The following is a 25648-nucleotide window of genomic DNA, read 5'->3' as shown; positions in this document are numbered from 1 at the left end:
CCCGCAACCTCTCCCCGTAGACTCCCTCCCGTGACACGCCACGGGCCGAGGGGCAAGATGGCCTGAGCGGGTCGGCAAGCAGCGGTAACCAGGGAGGAAGCGTCGTCGTGAGCAGCAGGCCATCCCGAGGCGCTGCTCGCCTCGCAGCCATACTCGACGCGCTCCCGGACGCCCTGGTGCTCGTCAACGCCAACGGCACCGTGGTGAACGCCAACGCCATCGCCCTCGAGGCGTTCGAGGCGCCGGGCACGGCCCTGGTGGGGCGCGGACTGCTCGATCTGCTGCCGGAGTTCGACTCCCGGCTCATCCCCGGGTCCATGCGGCGCCCCGACACCATCGACGACCGCGGCAGGACCAAGCCCACCCGGATGACCGCGCGCCGCACGGACGGCGCCGAGTTCCCCGTCGAGGTGACCAGCTCCCCGCTGGAGGACGGCAGGGCCGCCTACGACCAGTACGGCTACACGGGCGACGAGCTGCTGATGCTCGTCGTGCGGGACCTTTCGGGCACCGTGGACACCGAGGCCGAGCTGGCGCGTTCGCAGCGGCAGACCGAGATGATCCTGCGGGCCGCGGCCGAGGGCGTCGTCGGCACGGACACCGAGGGACGCGTCGTCCTGGTCAATCCGGCCGCCGCCCAGATCCTCGGCTTCCGGGCGAGCGACCTCGGCGGGCGGGAACTGCACCCGCTGGTCCTGCACTCGCGCGCCGACGGCGAACCCTTCCCCTACGACGAGTCCCCGCTCGCCGACACGCTCCGCTCCGGGCGCAAGCACCGGGTGCGCGGGCAGGTCCTGTGGTCCAAGAGCGGCGCCAAGGTGCCCGTCGACCTCACGACGTCGCCCGTGCGGGACGGGGACCAACTGGTCGGCGCGGTGATGACGTTCACCGACCGCAGGCCCTACGACGAGCTGAACGAGAAGTACGAGGCCGCCCTCGCGCGGCACGCGGAGGAGCTCGCCGCCGCCGCCGAGGAGCGCGCCGCCGAGATCAAGGCCGCCGAGGAGCAGCGGGCCGAGGCGCTGGCCGCCGAACAGGAGCGGTACGCGGCGCTCGCCGAGCGCGAGAAGGACCGCTTCGAGGAGCTGGCCGAGCGCGAGAAGACGCGCTATGAAGCGCTCGCCGCGCGGCACGAGCAGCTGCTCGCGGTCCTCGGCTCCTCGCTGCGCGGCCCCTTGGACGAGCTGCGCAGGGAGCTGGCCGCCCTCGCCTCCGACGACGCGGGTCAGCTCTGGCCCGAGGCCAACCAGGTCCTGCACCACCTGTCCGCCGGGTACGCCCGGATGACCACGCTCGTCGACAACGTCCTCGGCTTCCAGCGCCTGGACGCGGGGGACGAGCGGCTGTCCCGTACGCCGGCCATGCTCGACGCGGTCGTCGCCGCCGGCGTGGAGGGCGCGGTCGAGCTGATCGGGCCCGGCCGCGCGCAGTTCGCGGTGCACGCGCCGCCGATCGAGGTCTCGGTCGACGCGGGGCGGCTCGCCACGGCCGTGGCGCACCTCGTCGCGGACGTGGCGGGGATCGACGCCACCGGCAACACGCGCGCGGACCTCGGCGCGGGCACGGCCGGCGGCGGTTACGCCGACTCGACCGTCGTCGTGGCCGCGGCGCAGCGGGGCGAGGTCGTCCGCATCGAGGTGCGGGGGCCGTACGCGGGTGGCGACCCGGTGCACGAGCCGATCGTGCGGGGCGTCGTGCGGGCGCACGGCGGTGTGCTCCAGACGCACGAGGCGCCGGGCATGAGCGGCAGCGCGTACGTGCTCGAAGTCCCGATCGGCGCGGGCTCCGCGGAGAGCGCTGCCCCCGGGTCGGCCCCCGCGAAGAGCGGTGCTCCGGAGGGCGGCTCCGCGAAGACGCCGGTCCCCGGGACGGGGACGCCCGGCGGCGCGGTCGCCGTGCCCGAGCAGTCCACGGGCGGCGGGCGTCGGCGGGCCCGGCGTCCCTCCGTGGACTCCTTCCTGGAGAGCGGTGTCCCGGAGGCGGCTCCCGGTGGTCCCGAGGCCGGGGCGCCCGCCGCGCCGACCGGCACGGGGCGGCGCAGGGGGCGGCGTGCCGCGGAGGCCGCTCCGGACACGCTCGGCGGTTCGGTGACGACCGCTCCGGGCGTCGGCCCGGCCGGAATCGGCGCGCAGGCGCAGTCCCCTGAGACGTCCGGCGGGGCCGCCGGGGTGATGGGTGGCGCTTCGGGCGGGACCGGGCGGCGGCGCGGGCGGCCGAGTGCCGCCGAGGGGACGCAGGGCCCGGTGGAGGCCGCGGAGGCCTCGGGGGCCCCTGGTTCAGCCGGGTCCGTCGGGTCCGTGGTGACCGCGGCCGAGCATGCCGCCGGGTCCGCCGCGCTGGGGCAGACGGTGCCGCCGCAGGGCGTGCCCGTGCCCGCGGGCGGTACGGGGCGTCGCGCGCGGCGGGGCGGCGAGCAGCACGCGCTGCCCGCGCTCGCCTCCGGCCCCTCGGAGGCGTCCGGCGCCCCCGGCAACGAAATCGCCTCGGTGGAGGCCGGGCACGGCGATGCCGCGCGTCCCACGGGACGTCGGGCGCGGCGTGCGCTGGCCGCCGCCAAGGAGCGTGCCGCGGCCGAGGAGGCGAACAGCGGGCGCGTCTTCGCCCTGCCGCCCGCCACGGCCGACCGCGCGCCGGGCCAGGAGCTCGGCGGCCAGGAGCTGAGCGGGCCGGGAGACGCGGGCGTCGGCGGGCCCGGAGCCCCTCGGCCTGGCGTGGGCCATGCCGTGGTGAACCAAGGCGCTGTCGCCGTGAGCCAGGGCGCTCTCCAGCCGGGCACGGGACCGCAGGGCACAGGACCGCAGGGCACGGGACCGCAGCGCACCGGACCGCAGGGCACCGGACCGCAGGGCACCGGCACACCAGGCGCCGGCGTCCAGGGTGCCGGTACACCGGGCGGCGCCGACCGGCGGGGCGTCGGCCCTAGCGGTGCGCCCGCGGGCGCTCCCGGCCACGCCGTGCTGAATCAGGCGGCGGCCGGCCGTGCCGCGGTCGGCGAGGCTCCGCTGCCCGGCGGGTTCACGGTCCCCGTGACGCCGGGCGCCCCGGGGTATCCGGGCGTGCCGGGTGACGGCACCGGACAGCACGCCGCGGCGGCGCACGCCCCCGGCGACGACCACACCCCGCCGCAGCCGCACCCCGCGCAGGCTCCCACGGGGCGCCGCCGCTCCCGGCAGGCGCCTCCGGCTCAGGGGATGGTCCCGGGGGCGGCTCAGGGCGGCGCCCCGGGCAGCGCTCCGGGTGGAGTGGTTCCTCCGCGGCAGGCGAATGCCCGGCCCGTGGCGGCCCCCGGCGGCCCGGCCGGCCCTGCGGCCCCGGGCAATCCCGCGGCCACGAGCGGCCCTTCGGCACCGTCGGCCCCCGGCGCCCCGCAGACCACCTCTGCCCCGAGCGTCCCGGCAGCCCCGGGCACCCCGCAGGGCCCAGGAGCCCCGCAGGCCCCAGGAACCCCGCAGGCCCCGGGCGTCCCGCCAGCCGCAGCCGTCCCCGGCCCGCTCCCGGAGCCGCAGCAGCCGCCGCAGCCGCAGCCGTGGCCCGAAGGCGGCACCCCGGCGGCCGGTGTTCCGGCGCAGGGCGACCCGCACTCCACGGGCACACCGGCGCAGGGCGTTCCGGCGTCCGGCAGCGCCCAGCTCCCGCCGGAGCGCGGCGCCCAGGCGCGCGCCGCCCAGCCGCTGCCCGCGGAGGCCGCGCCGGTCGACCCCGACTCGACGCAGGGGCGCGCGTTCAGCGTGCGCACGCTCGGGCAGGGCGTGCCGTTCGGCCAGCGGATCACCGAGCAGCAGCGCGGGCCGCAGGACGAGGCGGCGCCCGCCCAGGAGCGCCGCTCGACACAGGGCCCGCGTGTCCCGCAGGCTCCGCTGCCCCCCGAGGCGGCCCCCGCGCCGCCGCAGGCTCCGAGTGGTTCGGGGCGTCGCCGCAGGCTGGGCACGCCTCCGGACCCGGCGGCCGAGGAGCGCGCCGAGGCTTCGGCGCGCCCGCACCCGCAGGCCCACGCCTCCGGCCCCGGGCTGCCCCAGTCCCGTATCGCCGCCGTGACGGAGGGCGCCGGACGTTCGTACGCGATCGGCGCTCCCGACGAGGACGCCGACGAGGGGCCTGAGCCGCTGGACGGCCCCGGTGGCGCGGTCGAGATCTCCAACCGGCCCCAGCCGCAGCCGATGGACGACGAGCTGCCGCCCGAGCCGCTGGACAACCCGCGCCGCCTCCTGGTGTGGCCCGCGCCCGACGTGACCACCCAGCAGGCGCTCAGCGACCGGGGCTACCGTCCCGTGATCGTGCACTCGCGCGAGGAGGTCGACGCGCAGATCGCGGCGTTCCCCGCGGCCCTGTTCGTGGACCCGCTGACCGGCCCGATCACGCGGACGGCGCTCCAGTCGCTGCGCCAGGCCGCGGTCGCGGCCGAGGTGCCGGTGCTCGTGACGGCGGGTCTCGGCCAGGCGACGCGGGAGGCGGCGTACGGCGCCGACCCCGCCGTCCTCCTGAAGGCGCTCGCGCCGCGCGACAGCGAGCAGCATCCGCCGCGGGTCCTGCTCATCGAGGAACATGAGGAGATCGCGCTCGCCCTGACCGCCACGCTGGAGCGGCGCGGCATGCAGGTGGCGCGGGCCCAGAGCGACGCGGACGCGGTCACGCTGGCGGCCCAGATGCGGCCGAACCTCGTGGTGATGGACCTGCACCAGGTGCGCCGCCGCAGGGCGGGGATCATCGACTGGCTGCGGGCGAACGGGCGGCTGAACCGCACGCCGCTGGTCGTCTACACCGCCGCCGTCGACGAGACGGAGCTGCCGCGGCTCGCCGCCGGTGAGACGGTGCTCTTCCTCGCGGAGCGTTCGACGAGCTCCGAGGTGCAGGACCGCATCGTGGACCTGCTGGCGAAGATCGGCACGAACTGAGCCACCGGTCCGGGAGCCGCCGGGCTCCCGGACCGCGCGGTCTGGGTCAGGTGGCCATCCGCCGTGCGGCCCGCGCGCCCCGTGGGGTCACAGCCGCGTGACGTCCAGGTCCCCGTCGGCGTACTGCCGGCGCAGTACCTTCTTGTCGAACTTGCCGACGCTGGTCTTGGGGACGGCGGGGATGATGGCCCAGCGCTCGGGGAGCTGCCACTTGGCGACGCTGCCGGCGAGGAAGTCCCGCAGCGCGGCGTAGTCGGCGGTGGCGTCCTCCTTCAGGACGACCGTGGCGAGCGGGCGTTCCCCCCACCGGTCGTCGGGGACGGCCACCACGGCGGCCTCCGCGACGTCGGGGTGGGCCATCAGGGCGTTCTCCAGCTCGACCGAGGAGATCCACTCGCCGCCCGACTTGATGACGTCCTTCGCGCGGTCGGTGAGGGTGAGGAAGCCGTCGGGGCTGATCACGCCGACGTCACCGGTCTTCAGCCAGCCGTCCTCGCTGAACTTGTCGGCCGGCCGGTGGTTCTCGCCGCCCGCGCCGCCGTAGTAGGAGCCCGCGATCCAGGGACCGCGCACCTCCAGCTCACCGGCCGACTCGCCGTCCCAGGGGAGGTGTTCGCCGCCGGGACCGACCAGGCGGGCCTCGACGGAGGCGGGGAAGCGGCCCTGGGTGAGCCGGTAGCCGAACTCCTCGTCGGTGCCGACGGCGTGGGCCGGCGGCCGGGCGATCGTGCCGAGCGGTGACGTCTCCGTCATGCCCCAGGCGTGGCAGACCCGCATGCCGAGGCGGTCGAAGGCCTCCATCAGGGACGCCGGGCAGGCCGAGCCGCCGATGGTGACCTGGCCGAGGGAGCTGACGTCGCGCGGCTTCGCGGTCAGCTCGGCGAGCAGGCCCTGCCAGATGGTGGGGACGGCCGCCGCGTGGGTGGGCCGCACGGTCTCGATCATCTCGGCCAGCGGGGCGGGCTGCAGGAAGCGGTCGGGCATCAGCATGTTGACGCCGGTCATCAGGGTGGCGTGCGGCAGGCCCCAGGCGTTCACGTGGAACTGCGGGACCACGACCAGGGAGGTGTCCGCGTCGGAGAGGCCCATCGACTGGGCCATGTTGACCTGCATGGAGTGCAGGTAGATGGAGCGGTGGGAGTACACGACGCCCTTGGGGTCGCCGGTGGTGCCGGAGGTGTAGCACATGGCGGCGGCGGAGCGCTCGTCCAGCTCGGGCCAGTCGTAGGCGGTGGGCTTGCCGGCGAGCAGTTCCTCGTACTCGTGGACCCGCACGTGCGCGTCCGCGAGGAGGGAGCGGTCGCCGGGCCCGGAGACCACGATGTGCTCGACGCCGGGCATCCGGGGGAGCAGCGGCGCAAGGAGGCCGAGGAGGGAGCCGTTGACGATGATGACGCGGTCCGCGGCGTGGGCGACGATCCAGGTGAGCTGGTCGGCGGGCAGCCGCAGGTTCAGGGTGTGCAGGACGGCGCCCATGCAGGGCACCGCGTAGTAGGCCTCGACGTGCTCGGCGTTGTTCCACATGAAAGTGGCCACACACTCGTCGCCGGTGACGCCGAGGTCGTCGCGCAGGGCGTGGGCGAGCTGGGCCGTGCGTTCGCCGATCTCGCGGAAGCTGCGGCGCTGCGGGGCGCCGTCGCCGGTCCAGGTGATGACCTGGGACGTCCCGTGCACGGTCGAACCGTGACGAAGGATGCGGGTGACGGTCAGCGGTACGTCCTGCATCGTGCTCAGCACGGCGTCCTCCTGGGGCGACATCGCCTACGCGGCAGTAGGGGCTGGGCCGATTCTGCGCGCATACCGCTCGGTATGTCACTAGGCCAGGGGATGATCGATCATCGGATCGGGCCGGGGGCGTCCGGAGCGGGGCCGCGGGGCGGGACGTGGGCCGGGACGTGGGCCGGGCGGAAGGACCGGTTCAGCGGACCGGCGTGAGTTCCGGGTCGTCGCGGAGCTTGCCGAGGGCGCGCGACACCGCGCTCTTCACCGTGCCGATGGAGACGCCGAGCACCTCGGCGGTCTGGGCCTCGCTCAGATCCTCGTAATACCTCAGTACGACCATCGCCCGCTGCCGCGTCGGCAGCTTCGTGATCGCGCGCCACATCGCGTCGCGGAGCACCTGCTGCTCGGCCGGGTCCCCGGCGGGCGCCGCGTCGGGCTCCGGAAGCTCGTCGCAGGCGAACTCGTCGACCTTGCGCTTGCGCCACTGCGACGTGCGCGTGTTCAGCAGGGCGCGGCGCACATAGCCGTCGAGCGCGCGGTGGTCCTCGATCCGGTCCCACGCCACATACGTCTTGGTCAGCGCCGTCTGCAGCAGGTCCTCGGCATCGCTCGGGTTCGCGGTGAGCGAGCGGGCGGTGCGCAGCAGCACGGGCTGGCGTGCCCGTACATAGGACGCGAACGACGGGTAGGTGAAGGGCCCGCCGGCCCGTGCCGGACCCGTGCCCCGCGTCGCGGCCTTCGATGCGCTGGTGCACACGGACACCATGGATGCGGTCATGGCTCCACGCTAGAAGCGCCCCCTACTCAGCGGATCGGCCCCAGGTCCCGAAGCGGTGTCCGCCTCAGGTTGTACGAGGGGTGCCTGCCCCACCTCCTACAGGTGGAGGAGGCGGAGCAGACCCCTTGGGGGTTCGTCCCGGAGAGCCGCCCCGGCGCACGGGCGCGGGAACAGGCGCGAGCGGCTAGAAGCGCGCCACGGGGGCGTGCATCAGGTTGCGGTCGATCACCAGCGTGCGTCCGCCGTGCCGCTCCTTGACGTTCCCCGCGTACTGGTGGATGCGGCGCGCGGGCCGCCACGCGCTGTCCCCGAGCGCCGGCTCCCCGTACAGGCGCGGCGCGGTGCGCCAGCGCGCGAACCACATCACCGAGGGGAGGTCCTTCTCGCCCGCGCGCCGGGCCACGTCCATGTGCCGCACGCCGGAGTCGGCGCTGCTGTAGAAGCCGGGCACGTAGCCACTGGCGCGCACCGTGCGGTTCCAGGACTGGATGAAGGCGAGCGTGGTGCGGGCGCACGCCGCCTTCTTGTACGCGTACGCCTCCATGTCCAGGTAGAGCGGGCTGCCCGCCCGCATGCCGTAGGCCTTGGCACGGGTGACCGCGTCGCGGCCCTCCTTCTTCCCCTGGCTCGTCGGGTACCGGCCGATGGGCACCCCCTTCTTGTTCTTCGCGCCGACGCAGGGCGACTGCGAGCCCACGTACACCGGCAGGATCCGCCAGCCGTCGGCACGCACCGTGTTCATCCAGCTCCGGCTCAGGTTCGGCTGGTTCTTGCAGGCCCGTCCCCGGCCCGCGTAATAGACCCCGATGGCGCGGTACTTGGAGCTCTTCCAGCGCCGCATGGTGTCGGCGGTCGGGGCGACGCAGGTGTCGAACGCGTAGCCGCGGAAGACGGACACGGGCGCGGCGGCGCCGGACTCCGGCTCCGGAGCGTCGCCGCGGGCGGGGGCGGCCGTCGCGCCCGGCGGGGAGGTGGTCATGTCGAGGGAGAGTGCGGCCAGGACCAGGACAAGTCCAATGATCATTTTTCGGAGACGCATACGCCGAGTGAACGGCGCGGGCCCTGCCGCGGCCCGAGGACACGCGCGCGTTCAGCCGTCCGACCCCAATATCAGCCCCGATGTGGGGACACCCGTGCCCGCCGTGACCAGCGTGCGCGCGGCACCTTGAATCTGGTTCACGGATGTGCCGCGCACCTGCCGGACAGCCTCGGCGATGCCGTTCATCCCGTGCAGGTACGCCTCGCCGAGCTGCCCGCCGTGGGTGTTGATCGGCAGCCGCTCCTCGGCGACGAACCCCGCCGCCTCCCCCCGGCCGCAGAACCCGAACTCCTCCAGCTGCGTCAGCACGAACGGCGTGAAGTGGTCGTAGAGGATGCCGACGTCGATATCGGCCGGGCCGAGCCCCGACGTGCGCCACAGCTGGTCCGCCACGACGCCCATCTCCGGCAGCCCGGTCAGGTCGTCGCGGGAGAAGCCGGTCATCTGCTCCTGCGCCCGGCCCGCGCCCTGGGCAGCCGCCGTGATCACGGCAGGGGGGTGCGGCAGGTCGCGGGCCCGCTCGACACTGGTCACGACGACCGCCTGGCCGCCGTCCGTCTCCTGGCAGCAGTCGAGGAGCCGCAGCGGTTCGACGATCCAGCGGGAGGCGGCGTGGTCGGCAAGGGTGATCGGCTTGCCGTGGAAGTACGCCGCCGGGTTCGTCGCCGCGTACTTCCGGTCCGTCACCGCCACGGGGCCGAAGGCGTCCGGCGTGAGCCCGTACGCGTGGAGGTAGCGCTGGGCGGCCATCGCGACCCAGGAGGCGGGGGTCAGCAGGCCGAACGGCAGCATCCAGCCGAGTGCGACGCCCTCCGCCGAGGGTTCGCGCCGCTGCACCCCGGAGCCGAACCGCCGCCCCGAGCGCTCGTTGAACGCCCGGTAGCAGACCACGACTTCGGCCACGCCCGTCGCCACCGCGAGCGCCGCCTGCTGCACGGTGGCGCAGGCCGCGCCGCCGCCGTAGTGGACGCGGGAGAAGAAGGACAGTTCGCCGACGCCCGCCGCCTGGGCCACCGTGATCTCCGGGCTCGTGTCCATGGTGAAGGTGACCATGCCGTCGACGTCGGCGGGGGCGAGCCCCGCGTCGTCGAGCGCCGCCCGCACCGCCTCCACCGCGAGCTTCAGCTCACTGCGCCCGGAGTCCTTGGAGAACTCCGTCGCCCCGATGCCGGCGATCGCCGCCCTGCCGCCGAGGCTGTCGCGCGTACGGACGCTCATGCGGCGCCTCCCGCCGGGACGGTCACGGTCACGGTTCCGGTGACGTGCCTGCCGACGCCGTTGGCCCCGACGACGCCGACCGTGGCGGTGTCCCCCTCGGGCGTCGCCTCGACCCGCTCAACGGTGCCGGTCAGGACCATGGTGTCGCCCGGGTGGTTGGGCGCGCCGAGCCGTATCGCCACCTTGCGCAGGATCGCCGTGGGGCCGAAGTGGTCGGTGATGTAGCGGCCGACGAGGCCGTTGGTCGTCAGGATGTTCATGAAGATGTCGGGCGAGCCCTTCGCCCGCGCCAGCTCCGCGTCGTGGTGCACGTCCTGGTAGTCGCGGGAGGCGATGGCCCCGGCGACGATCAGGGTGCGGGTGATCGGCACCTCAAGGGGCGGCAGCTCCTCACCTGGCCTCATGGGGTCCTCCGTCCGCCGAGGCCCGGAACACGGGCAGTTCGAGTTCCTCGTCCACCCGCTGGAACTCCAACCGCACCGGCATCCCGATGCGCACCTCGTCGCAGGGCACCCCGACGACGTTGCTGACGATCCGCACGCCCTCGGCCAGCTCGACGAGGCCCACGGCGTAGGGGGGATCGAAGGCGGGGAAGGGCGGATGGTGCATCACGACGTACGAGTGGACCGTGCCCTCGCCGCTCGCCTCGACGGTGTCCCACTCGGCGGAGCCGCACGCGTTGCACCCCGGCAGCCAGGGGAAACGCGGGGCGCCGCAGCCGCAGCAGCGCTGGATCAGCAGCCGGTGGGCGGCGACCCCCTCCCAGAACCCCGCGTTGTCGCGGTTGACCACCGGCCGGGGACGCCTGGCCACGGGCTCGCGGCGCGCGGCGGGGGCGTACTTGAGGATGCGGAAGCGGTGCGTTCCCGCGAGTGCGCCGTCCGCCCTGACATCCATCCGCGTGGTGACGAAGTGGCCCGTGCCGAGCCTGGTCGTCTTGCGCTCGGACACCGACTCGATCACCGCGTCGAAGGTGATCAGGTCGCCGGGCCGCAGCGCCCGTACGTACTCCTGCTCGCAGTCGGTGGCGACGACCGAGGTGTAGCCCGCCCCGTCGAGCAGGGCGAACAGCGCGTCGTACGCGTCCGAACGCCCCTTGTGCCCCTCATGCCCCTCCTGCCCCTCCTGCCCCTCGTGCTCCTCATGCCCCTCGCACCCCTCGCGCCCCTCGTGTCCGGAGAATCCCTCGTGTCCGGAGAGCCCGCCCATCGTCCACGCCTGGAGCATCGTCGGCGGCGCCACCTGGTCCGGGCCCGCGTACGCCGGGTTGGCGTCGCCCATGGCCTCGCACCAGTGCCTGATCATCGGCCCGTTGACCGGGTCCTTGCCGCGCCCCGCCACCGCGGCGGCCCGCCCCTCGAACGCCTTCAGCTCCACGTACGGAATCTCCTCGGCCCCCGCGTCCGCGCCCCCCGCGCCCTCCGCCACCCGCTCCGCGCCGCCCACGCATCCCCCTCCGAGTCCCGCCGCTCACCGAGTACCGCGCGGCTCCGGCTTCCGTCCCTCCGCCGGTTTCTGACTGTCCGTCAGCTCTTATGCCGGTGTCAAGACGTCGTGGCCGCCGGCGCCTCCCGCCCCCCCCTGCCGCACACAACTGTGCGGCGACGCCGAGGCGCCGCCGCACAGGACCCTTGTCCCATCACCCCTGAATGCCGGTCTCACCGGCCCCGCGGAGCCGTCCCGAGCGGCTCCGTGGGGGCCCGGTTCACCAGAGCTCGGCGAAGTTGACGGTGACGTTGTCGTTCGTCTGGTAGATCGGGGTCCATGCCGAGCCGTCCACCTGGGCGGTGTTGTTCTGGTTCGAGGCGCCGTTGCCGACGGCCTGCTGCTGCGTGGTGGACGAGTTGCCGTGGTTGCTGCCCGCGACGCCGCTGCCGACGACGGTCGCCACACCGGCGTTGGACCCGTTGCCCGCGATGGCGCCGTTGTCGGCCGTCGCGACGCCCGTGAAGAGGGCGGCGGCCAGGGGAAGGGCCGCTGCGGCGGCGATGACGCGGGCGGTACGGATGCTTGCCATGTCTTGATCCTCCGGAACAGGCGGTGCGCACCGGCGAGACCGGTGGCACCGGGAAGTACGGCTTGGCCGAAGCGGTCAACCGACCGCTTCGAGGTGCTGCGCGGCGGCCGGCCGACCGCCTGGAACTGCTGCTGCACGACGTCGCGGCATCAGAGTTGCCCACCGCGTCGCGGCGGACCACCCCGGAATCATGGAATCCCCCGCACGCGTGATGGCTTGTCGATAAACGCCGAATGCGCCCTTCGGGGCGCGAACCTGGCCCGAAACCCCCGCTCACGCGCGGGCGTCATGCACCCCTGCGCCGGGTGCCCCAAGGGGTGAAGCGTTACCGCACCCCTGCGGCGGAGGGGCCTGATATGGCGCGTGGCGTGCGCTCTCACGGACCACCCGGCCTGCGCCCTCTTCCCTTCTTCGAACATATGTACGAAACTCATTCCATGGCCCTCACCGACCGCCATGCCGCCGCCCTCGCGCTCGCGCACGCCCTGTCGGCCGCCGAGCGCGGGCTCGCGGTGATCCCGCTCTCCCGCACGAAACTGCCGGCGGTGCGCTCGCCGCACGTCCCGCACCGGGCCACCGCCCCTGACCGGGCCCCCGCCCCGGACCGGTCCGAGCGCATGGCCGGGCCCGCACCCGACGCCGTGCCCGGCTCCCGCCCCTGTCACGGGGAATGCGGCCGTCCGGGACACGGGGTGTACGACGCGACGACCGACCCGCAGCGCATCCGCGAGCTCTTCGCCGCCGCCCCCAAGGCCACCGGGTACGGCATCGCCTGCGGGCTGCCCCCGCACCATCTGATCGGCGTCGACCTGGACACCAAGTCCGGCACCGACGCCTCCGCCGCCCTGCGGGAACTCGCGCTGCGGCACCTCTTCACCATCCCCGAGACCGTCGTCGTCACCACGCCGAGCGGCGGCCGCCACATCTGGCTGGCCGGGCCGCCGGGCACCGTGGTGCCCAACTCGGCGGGGCGGCTGGCCCCCGGCATCGACGTCCGGGGCGCCGGCGGCTACCTCGTGGGCCCCGGCTCCCACACCGAACACGGCGTCTACGGCACCGTCCCCGGCACGGCCCACCTGGCGCCCGCGCCCTGCCCGCCGGCCCTGCTGCGCCTGCTCACCCCGCCGCCGCGCCCACCGCACCCCGCGCAGCCGCGCGCGAACGGGACCGGCGGCGCGCGGCAGGGCCTGGGGCTCGTCCAGTTCGTCCTCTCGGCGCACGAGGGCCAGCGCAACACCCGCCTCTTCTGGGCCGCGTGCCGCGCCTACGAGAACGGCATCGGCGAGACCCTGGCGCCCCGCCTGGTGGCCGCCGCCCTCCGCGTGGGCCTCACGGAACGTGAGGCCCACGCGACGATCGCGTCGGCGGCACGGTTGACGGGGGAGGCGTAGCGGTGACGGGGCGGGGTTGCGGCGGGGGCCGGGGCGCTGCGGCGGGGGAGCCGGTAGGCGAGCCTCCGCGACGGGGGACGGTGCGAGCCCCCGGGGGAGGTCGATGGGAGGCCGGTGGGAGACCTGCGGGAGGCCGGGCGGGAAGCCGGTGCGAGCCCAGGAGAGCAGGCCGGTGGGAGACCGGCGGGGAGCCGGTGCGAGCCCGGAAGGGGCGGCCGATGGGAGTTCAGCAGGAGACCGAGCGGGAAGCCAGTGCTGGCCGGGGAGGAGAGACCGGCGGGAAGCCGATGGGAGGCCGGTGCGAGCCCACGAGAGCAGGCCGGCGGGAGACCGGCGGGGTGCCGGTGCGAGCCCAAGGGGAGGCCGGCGGGAAGCCGACAGGAACCCGGACCGAGAAGCCGACAGGAACCCGGACCGAGAAGGCGACGAATAAAGGAAGCATAAGGTTCCAGTTACCTTTCTCTCCCCTCCTCGCCCCTCCTCACGACAGGGACGGCCACGGCCCGATGTCATGATCTTTTCGATCATGTCACCACCGGCCCTGACCAGGCCAGGCGGTGATCAACGCTTCACGAGGAGGGGAACTTCGTGACCACTTCCGCCCTGACCAAGGCACCGTCCGCACGCGTCGCCGGCCTGACCGCCGCCGCGCTGCTCGCCTGCACCGTCCCGGCCCTCGCGGCCACGGACGCCACCGCCGCGGACACGAACACGGCGGACACGCTCGCCGTCGAGAAGGCCACCGGCACCGACAGCCTCGCCGTCCCGCGCACCCGCGCCGATGGCACGCTGATCGCCGAAGCGGGGGGATCGCGGGTGGAACTCCCCGCGATGGGCTCCGGCGCGTTCACGGTGACCGACTCGACCGGCAAGCGGCTCCGCGTGGGCCTGCCCGGCTCCTCGGCGGCGACCGCGCGGGTCACGCCGAACGGCACCGTCGTCTACTCCCGGCCCGCCGACTCCGTGGACGTCGCCGCCCAGGTGGGCGAGGACGGCAGCGCGAGCGCCCTCATCACGATGAAGGACGCGGCGGCGCCGAAGGAGTACCGCTTCGCGCTCGACCTGCCGAGCGGCGCGCGGGCCCTCCTGGACGAGGACGGCGGCGTCCTGGTGCTCGACGGCTCGGGCGAACTGGTCGGCACCTTCCAGGCGCCGTGGGCCAAGGACGCCACCGGCAAGCCGGTCCCCACGTCGTACCGGATCGAAGGCGGCGAACTCGTCCAGAGCGTCCACACCGACGCGTCGACCGCCTACCCCGTCGTCGCCGACCCCAAGTGGTGGGACAAGACCAAGGAGATCACGGGCGGGATGGTCAGCGACACCTGGAACTCCATGAAGTGCGGCGGCGCCCTGGCCGCGGCCTTCCACCCGGGCACCGCGAGCTACAAGGCGATCAAGGCCGCGGGCGGCGTCAAGAAGCTGCTCGCCGTCCTCTCGGGCGTCAACTCCAAGCGGGGCGCGGCCTCCGCCCTCGGCAGCGGCTTCACCACGCTGTTCGGCGTGAAGAGCATCAAGAAGGCCTGCTTCGACGACCTGAAGTAGCCGGGCGGTCACCGCGCCCACACGGGTGAACGGCACGCTCCGTTCACCCGTTTGCCCTAACGGTCCCGATGGCCCCGTGGCCCCGGCACAGCGGCTCAGCCGCACTTCGGAGCGGCCTCCCGCACCCGCCGGAGTTGCGGGGCCATCGGGCGTCACGCGCCATGGGGTGCAGGACCCCGTCCGTGGGTCATGCAAGGAGGAACCATGCAGCGCACGACTATCGGTGCTCTCCTGACCGCCGTTCTCCTCGCGGGGCCCGCCGCGGCCACCGCGGAAGCGCAGACGCCGGCCGTGGCCGAGACAGCCGCCGTGCAGGCCGCCGTGCCGCAGGCGCAGGGCGACGACAAGGACGATGACGACAGCGGCGGCGGCTGGGGCCTCTGGGGCCTGGCGGGTCTCCTGGGTCTGCTCGGCCTCATGCCGCGCCGGAACAAGACGCGTGACACGGGCCACCGCGGCACGGGCGGCGCACACACCACCGACCGCCTCTGACCCGAACGCCCGCCCCCTGCCCCACCGGCCCCCGACCGAACGCCTTGGCCGGGGGCCTTCAACTCGGCGCGACGGCCACGGCGTGGGTGCCTGTCGCAACCATCGGTGTGCTGGCGGGCCAGAGTGCACTCACACAGTGGCGTCGCCGCGGTCGTCAGAAAGGCGACAACAGCCAGCCCCGGCTCCGTATGGGGCTGACAACAGATGGGCCTCCGCTCACGGTCTTGAGCGAGGGTCAATCACCACCATCCCCGACTGCTCAGGTCGACCACCTATCCGCCACCCCCATATTCGTCACTATGACGTGAATTGGATTGAACCCGGCAGTCTGTGGCTGTAGCTCTGCGATGCTGGAGGCCGATCGAGAGGGGCCGCAGCGATGCAGTGGAAGATCCGCGGGGAACGTCCGATCTACGAGAACAGTTGGGTGAACCTGTGGCTCACCGACGTCGAGACGCCGGACGGAAACCGGTGGGAGCACCACGTCGTAAGGCTCCGGCACTTGGCCGTGGCTGCCGTCGTCAACGAGCGACGCGAGGTGCTGATGATGTGGCGGCACCGCTTCATCACCAACGCCTGGGCGTGGGAACTTCCCATGGGCTTGGTCGAGGAAGGCGAGAGCCCGGCTGAAGCGGCGGCCCGTGAGGTGCTGGAGGAGACCGGTTGGCGGCCCGGCCCGATCAAGTCGCTGATCTATGCCGAGCCGGCCAACGGCATCACCGACTCCCAACACCACGTCTTCCGGGCTGATGGAGCAACGTACGAGGGTCCCCCGACCGAGAAGAACGAGTCGGATCGGATCGAGTGGATCCCGCTGGCCGACATACGGGACATGATCGACCGGCGAGAGATCGTCAGCAGCGGCTCCCTCGTCGGACTGCTCTACGTGCTCATGGACGAGGCGATGCGCTGACCCGCCGGGGCAGCACTTCCCGGAGCCGGGACTCGAACGCCACCGCGGCCGGTTCCCGGCGGAAGGGTTCCAGCTGCTCGTAGAACTCCCGCAGGTGGTCGGCGACTCGTTGCGAGCTGACGGCTGCCGCTGGGGCCAGGGCGTCCATGGCCGTGTGGCACGCCTCGTCGAGTTTGCCGCGTTGGAGCTGGGTGCGGGCGAGCCAGAAGGCGTGGAAGGCCCGGCTTCGGTGGTTCGACGCGTACTCGCGGCGTAGCGCGCCCGCGATGAGGGGTTCGGCGAGGTCGGCTGCACCGAGGCGGCCGTGTGCGATGCCGGTGTCCACGATCAGCTTCGGCTCGTCGAAGTAGGCGACCCAGGCCGGGTCCGGATCACCGGTGCTGATCCGTCCGAAGTGGGTGTGGGCTTCCGAGATCGCGGTGTGGGTCGCGCCGTGGTTGCCGAGGGTGGCGTGGGCGAAGGCTTCGCGCATCGCGAGCATGGCCAGCACGCGCGGCGTCGTCCCCGCGGCCGCGCGGGCTTGGTCCTGGGCGGCCGTGACGAGTGCGAGGGCGTCGCCAGGCTTGTCCTGGTAGGTGGCCTGGAGGCTCATGCAAGTGCCGTCGACGGCCCATCTGATTAGCCGCTTGTGAGCGGTCTGGAAGGAGCCGAGCTCGTCGGGAAGGTCCCGCCAGGGCGAATTGGTGCGGTACTTCCACGCAATGGCCTCGAGCGTGCGGCGGTGGTCAGCCCACCGCCGTCCGCGCACTGGATCGGCCGGCATCAGCGGCTCGATGCGGCCCCACATCGCATCACTGATCACTAATCGGACAGACACATCCGATCAACTGACCAACCCATCAAAGAGACACGCGCTAGCGCAGCTGGATCGGGGTGGCGTGCAGCTTTGGCCTGCTCAAGGTCGACCTGGCACTGCTGGAAGACGGACGTACTACAGCGACGAAGGCCGGCCCGTGGAGACGGCAGACATCGTGGTGCCCGCGGCTCACTGCGAGATCGTCTACGAGATCCCGACCAATCGCTGATCGTTCGCCCCACACGGAACTCGCTGCAACAGGCATCATGACGTGCGTGGGGATCGATGTGGAACTGCACTCGGCTCGGCCGGCGCGCAACTGGAATAAGGCGCGCCGGACATTCCTGCGAGGGTGCTACGGCCACGGCGGCGCGTTGGCCGACGCACTTGGCTCGCTTCACTATCTCGGCGTCCGCGGTCGGCTTCCCGCCGTTGATCCCTACGGGGACACGGTGATGAACGAGCAGGAAGCGGCAGCAGCACTCAGCGAGTTGCCGGGCCTGAGCGAGCAGTGTGCCGACGAGCGACAACGCGCGGCACTGGATGATCTCGCGGCGGTACTGGAACAGTGCGTGGCCACCCCGGGCAGCTACGTATGGTTCGCGGGCGACTGAGGGGCAGGTCCCAGGCGCTTATCGCAGTGCCCCCGGCGTGCTCCTTCCGTGCACGATAGAGCGGAAGACTGCGGGGAAGCACGGTGACGAGCGGGCAGCGCGCAGCACAACGGCCCCTGACCATATGACCTGGTCAGGGGCCGTCGAACACCGCGGTGGGTGTGGGATTTGAACCCACGGTGACTCGCGCCACGACGGTTTTCAAGACCGTTCCCTTAGGCCGCTCGGGCAACCCACCCCGCGCCGTTCACCGGAGGCCGGGCGGCGCGGGGACAAGACTAGCCTGTCGGGGGCCCGGGGAGGCAGCGGCTCAGCTGTCGCCCTTGCGCTGGCCCAGGGTGACGTCGACCGTGTGCTCCTTGCCGTCGCGCTCATACGTGATCTTGACCGTGTCGCCCGGCTTGTGGGTCCAGATCTGGCCGATCAGGGTCGGCCCGCTGTCGATGACCGTGCCGTCCAGCTTCGTGATGACGTCGCCGGGCTTCAGGCCCGCCTTGTCGGCCGGGCCGTTCGGGGTGACCGCCTCCGAACCGCTCGCGCCCTCCTGGGAGATGGTGGCGCCGTTGGCGCCCTCCTGCTGGAGCGAGACCGAGGCGCCGATCACCGGGTAGACCGGCTGGCCGGTCTTGATGAGCTGCTGGGCGACGTTCTTCGCCTGGTTGACCGGGATCGCGAAGCCGAGGCCGATGGAGCCGGACTGGCCGGTGCCGCCGAGGCCGCCGCTGTCGGCGGGCTTGATCGCGGAGTTGATGCCGATGACCGCGCCGCGGCCGTCGAGGAGCGGGCCGCCGGAGTTGCCGGGGTTGATCGAGGCGTCGGTCTGCAGGGCGCTCATGTACGAGCTCTTGCCGCTCTGCCCGCCGTCGCTGGAGGTCACCGGGCGGTTCTTGGCGCTGATGATGCCCGTCGTGACGGTGTTGGAGAGGCCGAAGGGGGCGCCGATCGCGATCGTCGAGTCGCCGACGGCCACGCGGTCGGAGTTGCCGAGCGGCAGCGGCTTCAGGTTGTCGGGGCGGTTCTTGAGCTTGATGACCGCCACGTCGTACCCCTCGGCGCGGCCGATGACCTCGGCGGCGTACTTCTTGCCGTTCGAGAACGTCGCCTGGAGCTTGCCGCCCTCGGCGGCCGACGCCACCACGTGGTTGTTGGTGAGGATGTGGCCCTGCTTGTCGTAGACGAAGCCGGTGCCCGTGCCGCCCTCGCCGCTGCCGCTCTGCGCCTCGATGGTGACGACGCTGGGCAGCGCGTCGTTCGCGATCCGGGCGACCGAGCCGGGGTCGCGCTTGAGGTCCGCCGGGGTGTCCGCGGCGGAGACCGTCGTCGAGCCGGTGTCGTTGTCGTTCTGCTCGGCGGCCCAGTACCCCACGCCGCCGCCGACGCCGCCCGCGACCAGCGCGGCCGCCAGTACGCCCGCGACCAGCCCTCCGCGCCGCCGGCCGGGCTTCGGCTCCTGCGGCTGGTACGAGGCGCCCCAGCCGGAACCGGAACCTCCGCCGCTGCCGTACGAGGGCGTGCCCGGCGGCTGCGGAGGCGGCCACGCCTCCGCCCCGGGCACGCCCGCACCACCGGCGCCCGCGCCGGCGCCCGCGCCAGCACCGGCACCGGGAGCAGCCGCACCGGACCCGGCACCGTCCCCGGCGCCGGAGGCAGCCCCGCCCGGAGCGGCCCCACCGGAAGCGGCCCCACCGGAAGCCCCGGCGCCAGGCGCGGCCGCGCCGGCGGCGGCCGCGTCGCGGGAGTCGGCGGAAACAGCGGGAGCGTCCACCGGCACGGGAGGTGCGGACGGGGCCTGGGGTACCGCGTTGCCCTCGTTCTCGGTGTTCACAGCTCTACTCCTCGGTCCATGCTGTCGTGGCTCGGCATTCGGTCACGGCCTGGCTGTGCCAACTGTGCACCTGTCTGCTGTCAGCTTTTCCCATGGGCCGTCAGGGCACCATAAGCCGAGCCTGTGTGTCCGGCGCTCCGGGCCGCCGCCCTCCGGCGAGCCTTCGGGTACCCCGTGATGGCACCATGACGCGGTGACCCTCGCACGACAGCACCAGATCCAGGTCGTCGCCCACCGCGGAGCCTCCGAGGACGCTCCCGAGCACACGCTCGCCGCGTACAAGAAGGCGGTCGAGGACGGGGCGGACGCCCTCGAATGCGATGTGCGGCTGACCGCGGACGGCCACCTCGTCTGCGTACACGACCGCCGCGTGAACCGCACCTCGAACGGCCGGGGAGCCGTCTCCGCCCTGGAGCTCGCCGACCTGGCCGCCCTCGACTTCGGCTCCTGGAAGCGGAACCACGACGAGGCCGTGGAGGGCGAGGGCCCCGACTGGGAGGGCTCCGCCCTGGAGGGCCGCCGCACGGAGGACACCTCCGTCCTGACCCTGGAGCGCCTCCTCGAACTCGTGGCCGAGAGCAACGCCTCGGGCCGCCGGGTGCGCCTCGCCATCGAGACCAAGCACCCCACGCGCTGGGCGGGCCAGGTGGAGGAGCGCCTGCTGGTGCTCCTCAAGCGCTTCGGCCTCGACGCGCCGCCCTCGGACGAGCTGTCGCCGGTACGGGTGATGAGCTTCTCGGCGCGTTCGCTGCTGCGCGTGCGCGCCGCCGCCCCCGCGCTGCCGACGGTCTACCTGATGCAGTTCATCTCGCCGCGCCACCGCGACGGACGCCTCCCCGACGGCGTACGGATCGCGGGCCCCTCCCTGCGCATCCTGCGGAGCCACCCCGGATACGTGGCGAAGCTGAAGCGGGCGGGTCACCAGGTGCACGTATGGACCGTGAACGAACCCGGCGACGTCGAGCTCTGCGCCGAGCTGGGGGTGGACGCGATCATCACCAACCGCCCCAAGCAGGTACTGACCCAGCTGGACCGACTCGGACTGCGGTGATCCCCCTGACAGGGAGTGCACCGGCGCGTTCGGTCCGTATTCGATCGTCATGAGTGCGTCACCGCACACGATCCGGCCGGTTTCCGGTCCAGGCCATTGGGGCATTCACACCGTGGCGTGGGGCGAAGGAGGTCTCGGGGGTGGCGTTGGTGGTGGCACGGGAGGTGCCCACGTCGTCGAGCATGGCCGTTCCCCATGGCCCTGCGGGCGTGGGGGAAGCAAGGCACCGGATGCGTGATCAACTGCGCGTCGGCGGGGTGTCCGAATCGGTCATCGACGACGCCGTACTGATCCTGTCGGAGTTGCTCAGCAACGCCTGCCGGCACGGCAGGCCGCTGGGGCGCGGGATGGTCGGCGACGGTGACGTGCGGGCGGCCTGGCACGTCGACAAGACGGGCCGGCTCACGGTCGAGGTGACGGACGGCGGCGGCCCGACCCGCCCGGCCCCGGCCACACCCTCGGTCACGGCGCACGGTGGCCGCGGGCTCAACATCATCACGGCGCTGGCCGACACCTGGGGCGTGCGCGACGACGTGCACGGCGAGGTCACGGTCTGGGCCGTCGTCCACGCGGGGCACCGCCACGAGGACTTCGCGACGCGCGTCACCGCCCCGTCGGCGGCCGCGCTCTCGGAGCTGGCCTTCGCGGACCCGTTCGACGACATGGACTGAGGGGTCCCAGCGGCTAGGCTCGCGCCCGTACGTGAAAGAGCACGAGAGCCGCAGCCGGGAGACACCCAGATGGCCAAGAAGCGCCCGCAGACCAAGGGCAAGCAGCAGCCGCAGCTCACAGAGGGCGAGATCCCCGTGGTCGGCGCCCGCGAGCCCTGCCCCTGCGGTTCGGGCCGCCGCTACAAGGCCTGTCACGGCCGCGCGGCGTCCCACGCGGTGACGGAACTGGTGCGGCACCCCTTCGAGGGCCTGCCCGGCGAGTGCGACTGGGTCGCGCTGCGCGAGCTGGTGCCCGCGGCCACCGTCGCGCTGACGCTCAAGGACGGGCTGCCCGAGGGCGTCCCCTCGGTCACCCTCGCCACCGTCCTGCCGATGGCGTGGCCCGCGCTGCGCCGCGAGGACGGTTCGGTCCTGCTCGGCCTGCAGAACGAGACCGCCTCCGGTGACATCAGCCGCGACCTGGCCGACACGCTGCTCCGCGCCCTCGACGCCGAACCGGGTACGCCGGTGCGGGCCCGCAGGGCTCCCGCGGACGGCCCGCGGCTGCAGGACCTGCTCGACCCCGAGGGCCCCTTCGAGCCGGTCGTGCACACCGGCTTCGAGTTCTGGGTGCCGGACGCGGAGAACGCGACGCCGGAGGTCTCCGCCTCCCTGGAGCGGGCGAACGCCGCCGCCATCCCGACCGTGCGGCTCACCGGCGTGGACTCCGCGTACTGGTGCGAGACGCCGGAGAAGAACCACCTGCGCTGGGTCATGCCGCACGCCGAGGAGCGGCTCCTCGACGCGCTGGCCCGGCTGCACGCGGCCGGCACGTCGAGCCTCGGCGAGGGCACCCGCCTCGTCGGCTCCTTCCGCGCGCACGGTCTGACCGTGCCGGTGTGGGACCTGCCGAGCGGTGTCGGCGCCGATGACGTGGAGAAGCCCGCCGCGGAGTTCGCCGAGCGGCTGGCGGCGGTGCTCGACTCCGACGCCCCGCTGACCCCGGAGGAGCGCCGCGCCCGCGGCGGCCTCACCAACCGCCAGGTCACCCTGAGCTGACTTCTGGCTCAGTCCGCACGGAATGCGTGACTCCTGTCACAACTCCCCGTTCCCGCAGGTAAATCCCTGTCCGGATAACTGAGATCGAATTTGCCAGGAGCAGATCTCTTGTTACCGTTCAGGTAGCCCGGTTGCTGGTGCATCCCCCGTCGCCAGCAACCGGGCCCTTCCATGTCCGGGGCTCGGTCGCGGCGCTCAACTCCCCCGAGGTCCCGCGGAGTTGCTGCCCGAGCGCAACAGCAGCGCTCCCGCCTCCCCCGCGGCGAACTCCGCCACCGCCGAGTACGCGGTCATCGCGCCCGCCGAGCGCTCCCGCGGCGTCTCGCACACTCCCGGCTCGTCCCCCGCGCCGACCGCGCAGTGCGTCAGCACGGTGCGCGCGCCGGGGCCCATCATCGTCAGCACGGCGGCGAGGTCCCCGCCCGTGACATTGCGGTAGTAGGTGCGGGCCCAGGTCTCGGCGCCCTCGGTGAGGACGCAGGTCTGCGCCTCGACGCCGTCGGGGGAGGAGAGTTCGGGGCCGCACCGGGAGGCGCGGGCCGGGTCGTCGGCGGGTTCTTCGGCCGACGCTGCGGCCGGTCCTTCGGCCGACGCCTCGGCGGGTTCCTCGGCCGGTTCTCGGGCGGGCGCCCCGGCGGGGGAGGGCGGGGGCGGCTTCGCGTCACCGTCGCCGACCGGTCCCGCCGCGGCGCCGGCGAGAGGCAGGAGAGCCACGGCGGCCACGGCGCCCAGGAGCACGATCAGGCGGGGTTGCATGGGCCGAAGATAACGACGGCCGGTGCACGGCCCGACCGCCGCGCGCCCATTTCCCCTACATCTCGGGCGCGCTCACACCCGTACGAGTGAGGGCGTCGACGACGGCGTCCACGACGGCCTCGACGTCGGGCACCCAGGGGGCGGCCGAGCCGGGCAGCGGGGCGCGCTCCCAGCGGACCGTGCCCTGGCCCGTCCCGGACGGCGGCAGCGCGAGATAACCGCCCTCGCCGTGGAAGCGGAGGGAGCCCGGCACATGGTCCTGGGCGTGGAGCAGCTCGCCCAGCTGGGCCAGGGAGTAGGGAGCGACCAGGATGAAGACGCGGCTCTCGGTGGCGACCACCGGACCGAGCCTGATGCCCGCCTCGTCCAGCGCGGCGAGGGCGCGCTCGCCCGCGTCCGCGGGGAGGCTCACGGCGCACGGGGCGCGGCCTCCGGTGGCGAGCACGACGGGCGCGGCCGGGCGGTTCGTCCACCACCACCGCACCATGCGCTCGTCGGTGCTCGCGGCGAGGAGGCCGGGGTCGAGGGGGTGCGCGCCCGGCACCACGCATTCGGGGTCGGGGCAGGCGCACCGGCCGCCGCCGCGCCGGTCGAGACCGACTCCGGGCAGGACGGGCCACCGCCAGGCGGTGGCGAAGGTCAGGGCCGCGCCGAGCTGTCCGGCGCCGCGGCCGGACCTTGTTCCGATTCGCCAGGACAGAAGCCTGCGTCGCCTACCGAGGATCTCGCGCATGAGCGCTCGTTCCTTTCCGTTGCACGCCGGTGTGAGCCGGAAGGACTGCGGGCCACATCGCACCATGGGTGGATCACTTCGCTGAACACGAGCTGAACGCACGAGCTGGCACATCTGACCCCAGCCTGCGGCATGGGGGACCACTCTGAACCGAGCGTTGACGTGGCGTGGGGTGGCGGCGCCTGGCGATTAGCCGTCACGCGATATTGCTGGCCGCCTCCCCCACGGGAGGATGGGGCACGGTCGTCGTGAGTTATGACGTCCGGGTCCTTCACGAGGTTCCGGAAGGTCTCCAACTGCCCCTTGCCATCACTGAGTACGTACCCAGCCCGACCGATGCAACGCTCTACCGAACTCCCTCAGTCGATCGTAATATGCCCTACCCGACGCTGTTTTCGGCCAAGTTTTCAAGATCAATTCCTGGTCCCAGAATTCCCACGGACACCAGGAGTCCCAGCAGGACAATGCTGGACATCTCCTCACCAGTGCGTGTACATCTGGAGACATTGCTAGCGGCGCATAACGACATGGGGGTTTGCGATGCTATTGAGCAATACGCACCGGCCGGAAAGCCGACAGCCATGAACGCCCCGCATGTTCCGAAAGTGGCCGGAATCGATCCCACAGTTCCGTCACCCGCCCACACTGTCGCGCCGACCGCGCGGAGCACATCCGTACCCCCGGACGCCCCCGCCCCGGGCGCCCCCGGCGCCGCCCTCCAGGACCGCCTCGCCGGCTGGGTCTCCGACCTCACCACGCTGCACGAACTCACCGGGCGGCTGGCCCGTACGGACACCCTCGACGGCGCCCTGCGCGAGGTGCTGCGCGCCGGCGCCGCCCTGCTCGGCGCCCGGCGCGGCCTCGTCGCCCTCGAACCGGCCGACGGGCTCGGTCCCGACACCACGGCCGGCCTCGGCCTGAGCCACGCGGACCTCGGCCACATCGAGACGGTCCCGCGCGCCGCGACGAGCCACGGCCGCCTCCTGGAGGACCCCCTGACCGGCGTGCCCGGCCGCGAGAGCGAGCTCGTCAGATCCGACCTCCTCGCCGAGGAGGGCCTCGACCCCCAGCACCGCGCCGTCGCCATCCGCCTCGGATACGCGGCGAGCTACGCCCTGCCGCTCACCACCGAGGCCGCGGGGGCGCTCGGCGCCGCCGTCTGGCTGTACGACGAGCCCGCCGAACCGGCGGGGTCCCGCCGCCACCTGGCCAAGCTCTACACGCGCTACGCCTCCGACCACCTCGCACGCCTGGTCGAACTGGACCGCGCCCGCACGGCCGCCGCGACGCTGCGCGAGGAGCTGATGCCCTCGCGGCTGCCCCCGGTCGCCGGAGTACGGCTCGCCGCACGGCACCGCACCGGGCCGCGCGGTGGCGGTGACTGGCACGACGCGCTGCCGCTGCCCGATGCCGCGCTCGGTCTCTCCGTGGGGTCGGTCACCGGGTCGGGGCCCGGCGCCGTCGCGGCGATGGGGCGGCTGCGGGCCGCTCTGCGGGCGTACGCCGTGATGGAGGGCGAGGACCCCGTCGCCGTACTCTCCGATCTGGAGCTGCTGCTCCGGCTGACCGAGCCCGCGCGGTCGGCCACGGCCCTCTTCGCGTACTGCGAACCCGCCCTGCGCAAGATCGTGTTCGCCGGCGCCGGACACAGCCCGCCGCTGGTCGTCGGGGAGCGGCGCACGGAATTCGTGGAGACCTCCCTCTCCGCCCCCCTCGGCATGCTCGCCTGCTGGGAGGCGCCCAGCGTGGAGTTCTCTCCGGAGCCAGGAGAAACGGTGCTGCTGTACACCGACGGGCTGCTGCGCCGCACCGGAGAGGCGGTGGACCGGGCCTTCGCGCGGCTGCACGCGGCGGCGGCCTGCGTGCCCCGGGGCATTCGGGAGGACCCCGGCGCCATCGCCGACCACGTCCTGCGGGCCATGCTGCCCGCAGGACCCGGCGCCGGCGACAGCGAGGAGGACGTGGTGCTCCTCGCGGCCCGCTTCGACTGAGGCCGCCCGTGGGGCACGCACGCGCGGACCGCGTTTCCGGGCACGCGCGCGTGGGGCGCGGTTTCGGGCACGCGCACGTGGGGGGCGGTTTCGGGCACGCGCACGTGGGGGGCGGTTTGGCGTGCCGCGTCGAGCACGCACGGTAAGAGGCCCTACGGCCCTGGGCCCC

20 protein-coding genes, 1 tRNA gene and 3 pseudogenes are annotated in these 25648 nt (G+C 73.4%); 11 read left to right on the top strand and 13 right to left on the bottom strand.

Annotated features, from left to right (window positions below):
- Window positions 1-107 precede the first annotated feature (107 nt).
- Window positions 108-4892, top strand: a complete 4785-nt coding sequence (locus tag DCW30_RS11535; RefSeq protein ID WP_079250058.1) for a PAS domain-containing protein — start codon at window positions 108-110, stop codon at window positions 4890-4892.
- Between the two features lie 87 nt (window positions 4893-4979).
- Here the strand turns inward: DCW30_RS11535 and DCW30_RS11530 are convergent, their stop codons facing one another.
- The 7 genes from DCW30_RS11530 to DCW30_RS11500 all read right to left on the bottom strand — a co-directional run bounded on the left by DCW30_RS11530 (window position 4980) and on the right by DCW30_RS11500 (window position 11666).
- Window positions 4980-6629: a long-chain fatty acid--CoA ligase gene (locus DCW30_RS11530; protein WP_062770494.1), complete on the bottom strand. Its 1650-nt coding sequence runs from the start codon at window positions 6627-6629 to the stop codon at window positions 4980-4982.
- A gap of 181 nt (window positions 6630-6810) precedes the next feature.
- Window positions 6811-7392 carry a SigE family RNA polymerase sigma factor gene (locus DCW30_RS11525; RefSeq protein ID WP_076685400.1) on the bottom strand — a complete coding sequence of 194 codons (582 nt, stop codon included), beginning with the start codon at window positions 7390-7392 and terminating at the stop codon, window positions 6811-6813.
- A gap of 184 nt (window positions 7393-7576) precedes the next feature.
- Complete coding sequence (locus DCW30_RS11520; protein WP_232626757.1) at window positions 7577-8431, bottom strand: DUF1906 domain-containing protein; 855 nt, start codon at window positions 8429-8431, stop codon at window positions 7577-7579.
- Window positions 8432-8482: 51 nt separating this feature from the next.
- Window positions 8483-9649, bottom strand: coding sequence for a lipid-transfer protein (locus tag DCW30_RS11515; RefSeq protein WP_076685399.1), 1167 nt, complete (start codon window positions 9647-9649; stop codon window positions 8483-8485).
- Window positions 9646-10053, bottom strand: coding sequence for a MaoC/PaaZ C-terminal domain-containing protein (locus DCW30_RS11510; protein WP_076685398.1), 408 nt, complete (start codon window positions 10051-10053; stop codon window positions 9646-9648). Before DCW30_RS11510 ends, DCW30_RS11515 begins: the two co-directional genes overlap by 4 nt.
- Window positions 10040-11077: a bifunctional MaoC family dehydratase N-terminal/OB-fold nucleic acid binding domain-containing protein gene (locus DCW30_RS11505; protein WP_076689098.1), complete on the bottom strand. Its 1038-nt coding sequence runs from the start codon at window positions 11075-11077 to the stop codon at window positions 10040-10042. The genes DCW30_RS11510 and DCW30_RS11505 overlap by 14 nt, the downstream gene beginning before the upstream one ends.
- 277 nt (window positions 11078-11354) lie before the next feature.
- Window positions 11355-11666 (bottom strand): hypothetical protein, encoded by a 312-nt coding sequence (locus tag DCW30_RS11500; RefSeq protein WP_062770479.1) that lies wholly within the window; start codon window positions 11664-11666, stop codon window positions 11355-11357.
- A gap of 437 nt (window positions 11667-12103) precedes the next feature.
- Here DCW30_RS11500 and DCW30_RS11495 point away from each other — a divergent pair, with 437 nt between their 5' ends.
- From DCW30_RS11495 to DCW30_RS11480, 4 genes are all read left to right on the top strand, one after another.
- On the top strand, window positions 12104-13057 hold the full coding sequence (locus tag DCW30_RS11495; RefSeq protein ID WP_076685397.1) for a bifunctional DNA primase/polymerase: 954 nt from the start codon (window positions 12104-12106) through the stop codon (window positions 13055-13057).
- Window positions 13058-13645: 588 nt separating this feature from the next.
- Window positions 13646-14599 carry a hypothetical protein gene (locus DCW30_RS11490; RefSeq protein WP_076685396.1) on the top strand — a complete coding sequence of 318 codons (954 nt, stop codon included), beginning with the start codon at window positions 13646-13648 and terminating at the stop codon, window positions 14597-14599.
- A 204-nt stretch (window positions 14600-14803) separates the two neighbouring features.
- Window positions 14804-15091, top strand: a complete 288-nt coding sequence (locus DCW30_RS11485) for a WGxxGxxG family protein (RefSeq protein ID WP_076685395.1) — start codon at window positions 14804-14806, stop codon at window positions 15089-15091.
- A 379-nt stretch (window positions 15092-15470) separates the two neighbouring features.
- Window positions 15471-16004 carry an NUDIX hydrolase gene (locus DCW30_RS11480; protein ID WP_076685394.1) on the top strand — a complete coding sequence of 178 codons (534 nt, stop codon included), beginning with the start codon at window positions 15471-15473 and terminating at the stop codon, window positions 16002-16004.
- Here the strand turns inward: DCW30_RS11480 and DCW30_RS11475 are convergent.
- Both DCW30_RS11475 and DCW30_RS37030 read right to left on the bottom strand, forming a co-directional pair.
- Window positions 15982-16599: pseudogene (locus tag DCW30_RS11475) on the bottom strand (hypothetical protein); the annotation flags it as partial. The gene DCW30_RS11480 and the pseudogene DCW30_RS11475 overlap by 23 nt on opposite strands.
- Window positions 16600-16821 (bottom strand): annotated as a pseudogene (locus tag DCW30_RS37030) (transposase); the annotation flags it as partial. It lies immediately after the preceding pseudogene.
- 103 nt (window positions 16822-16924) lie between these two features.
- Here DCW30_RS37030 and DCW30_RS11470 point away from each other — a divergent pair.
- Window positions 16925-17029: pseudogene (locus DCW30_RS11470) on the top strand (GntR family transcriptional regulator); the annotation flags it as partial.
- Between the two features lie 46 nt (window positions 17030-17075).
- Window positions 17076-17414: a hypothetical protein gene (locus DCW30_RS11465; protein ID WP_076689096.1), complete on the top strand. Its 339-nt coding sequence runs from the start codon at window positions 17076-17078 to the stop codon at window positions 17412-17414.
- Window positions 17415-17567: 153 nt separating this feature from the next.
- Here DCW30_RS11465 and DCW30_RS11460 read toward each other — a convergent pair.
- Window positions 17568-17652, bottom strand: a tRNA-Ser gene (locus DCW30_RS11460).
- 72 nt (window positions 17653-17724) lie between these two features.
- Window positions 17725-19239 (bottom strand): S1C family serine protease, encoded by a 1515-nt coding sequence (locus DCW30_RS11455; protein ID WP_076685391.1) that lies wholly within the window; start codon window positions 19237-19239, stop codon window positions 17725-17727.
- Between the two features lie 193 nt (window positions 19240-19432).
- On the opposite strand from DCW30_RS11455, the gene DCW30_RS11450 reads away from it, so the two are divergent.
- The 3 genes from DCW30_RS11450 to DCW30_RS11440 all read left to right on the top strand — a co-directional run bounded on the left by DCW30_RS11450 (window position 19433) and on the right by DCW30_RS11440 (window position 21999).
- Complete coding sequence (locus DCW30_RS11450) at window positions 19433-20290, top strand: glycerophosphodiester phosphodiesterase (RefSeq protein WP_076685390.1); 858 nt, start codon at window positions 19433-19435, stop codon at window positions 20288-20290.
- A gap of 53 nt (window positions 20291-20343) precedes the next feature.
- A complete protein-coding gene (locus DCW30_RS11445; protein WP_076685389.1) occupies window positions 20344-20961 on the top strand; it encodes an ATP-binding protein in 618 nt (205 codons plus the stop codon).
- A 69-nt stretch (window positions 20962-21030) separates the two neighbouring features.
- The gene (locus tag DCW30_RS11440; protein WP_076685388.1) at window positions 21031-21999 is read left to right on the top strand and encodes a DUF5926 family protein; all 969 of its coding nucleotides are present in this window, start codon (window positions 21031-21033) and stop codon (window positions 21997-21999) included.
- Window positions 22000-22194: 195 nt separating this feature from the next.
- Here DCW30_RS11440 and DCW30_RS11435 read toward each other — a convergent pair whose 3' ends face one another.
- Both DCW30_RS11435 and DCW30_RS11430 read right to left on the bottom strand, forming a co-directional pair.
- A complete protein-coding gene (locus DCW30_RS11435; protein ID WP_076685387.1) occupies window positions 22195-22755 on the bottom strand; it encodes a hypothetical protein in 561 nt (186 codons plus the stop codon).
- A 55-nt stretch (window positions 22756-22810) separates the two neighbouring features.
- On the bottom strand, window positions 22811-23488 hold the full coding sequence (locus DCW30_RS11430; RefSeq protein WP_076685386.1) for a bifunctional DNA primase/polymerase: 678 nt from the start codon (window positions 23486-23488) through the stop codon (window positions 22811-22813).
- A gap of 464 nt (window positions 23489-23952) precedes the next feature.
- On the opposite strand from DCW30_RS11430, the gene DCW30_RS11425 reads away from it, so the two are divergent.
- A complete protein-coding gene (locus DCW30_RS11425; RefSeq protein ID WP_076685385.1) occupies window positions 23953-25479 on the top strand; it encodes a PP2C family protein-serine/threonine phosphatase in 1527 nt (508 codons plus the stop codon).
- The last annotated feature ends 169 nt before the right edge of the window (window positions 25480-25648 follow it).

Origin of the sequence: Streptomyces alfalfae (genome assembly GCF_004127445.1) — a bacterium.
Classification (GTDB): domain Bacteria; phylum Actinomycetota; class Actinomycetes; order Streptomycetales; family Streptomycetaceae; genus Streptomyces; species Streptomyces alfalfae.
This window is presented reverse-complemented; position numbering and strand designations above follow the sequence as displayed.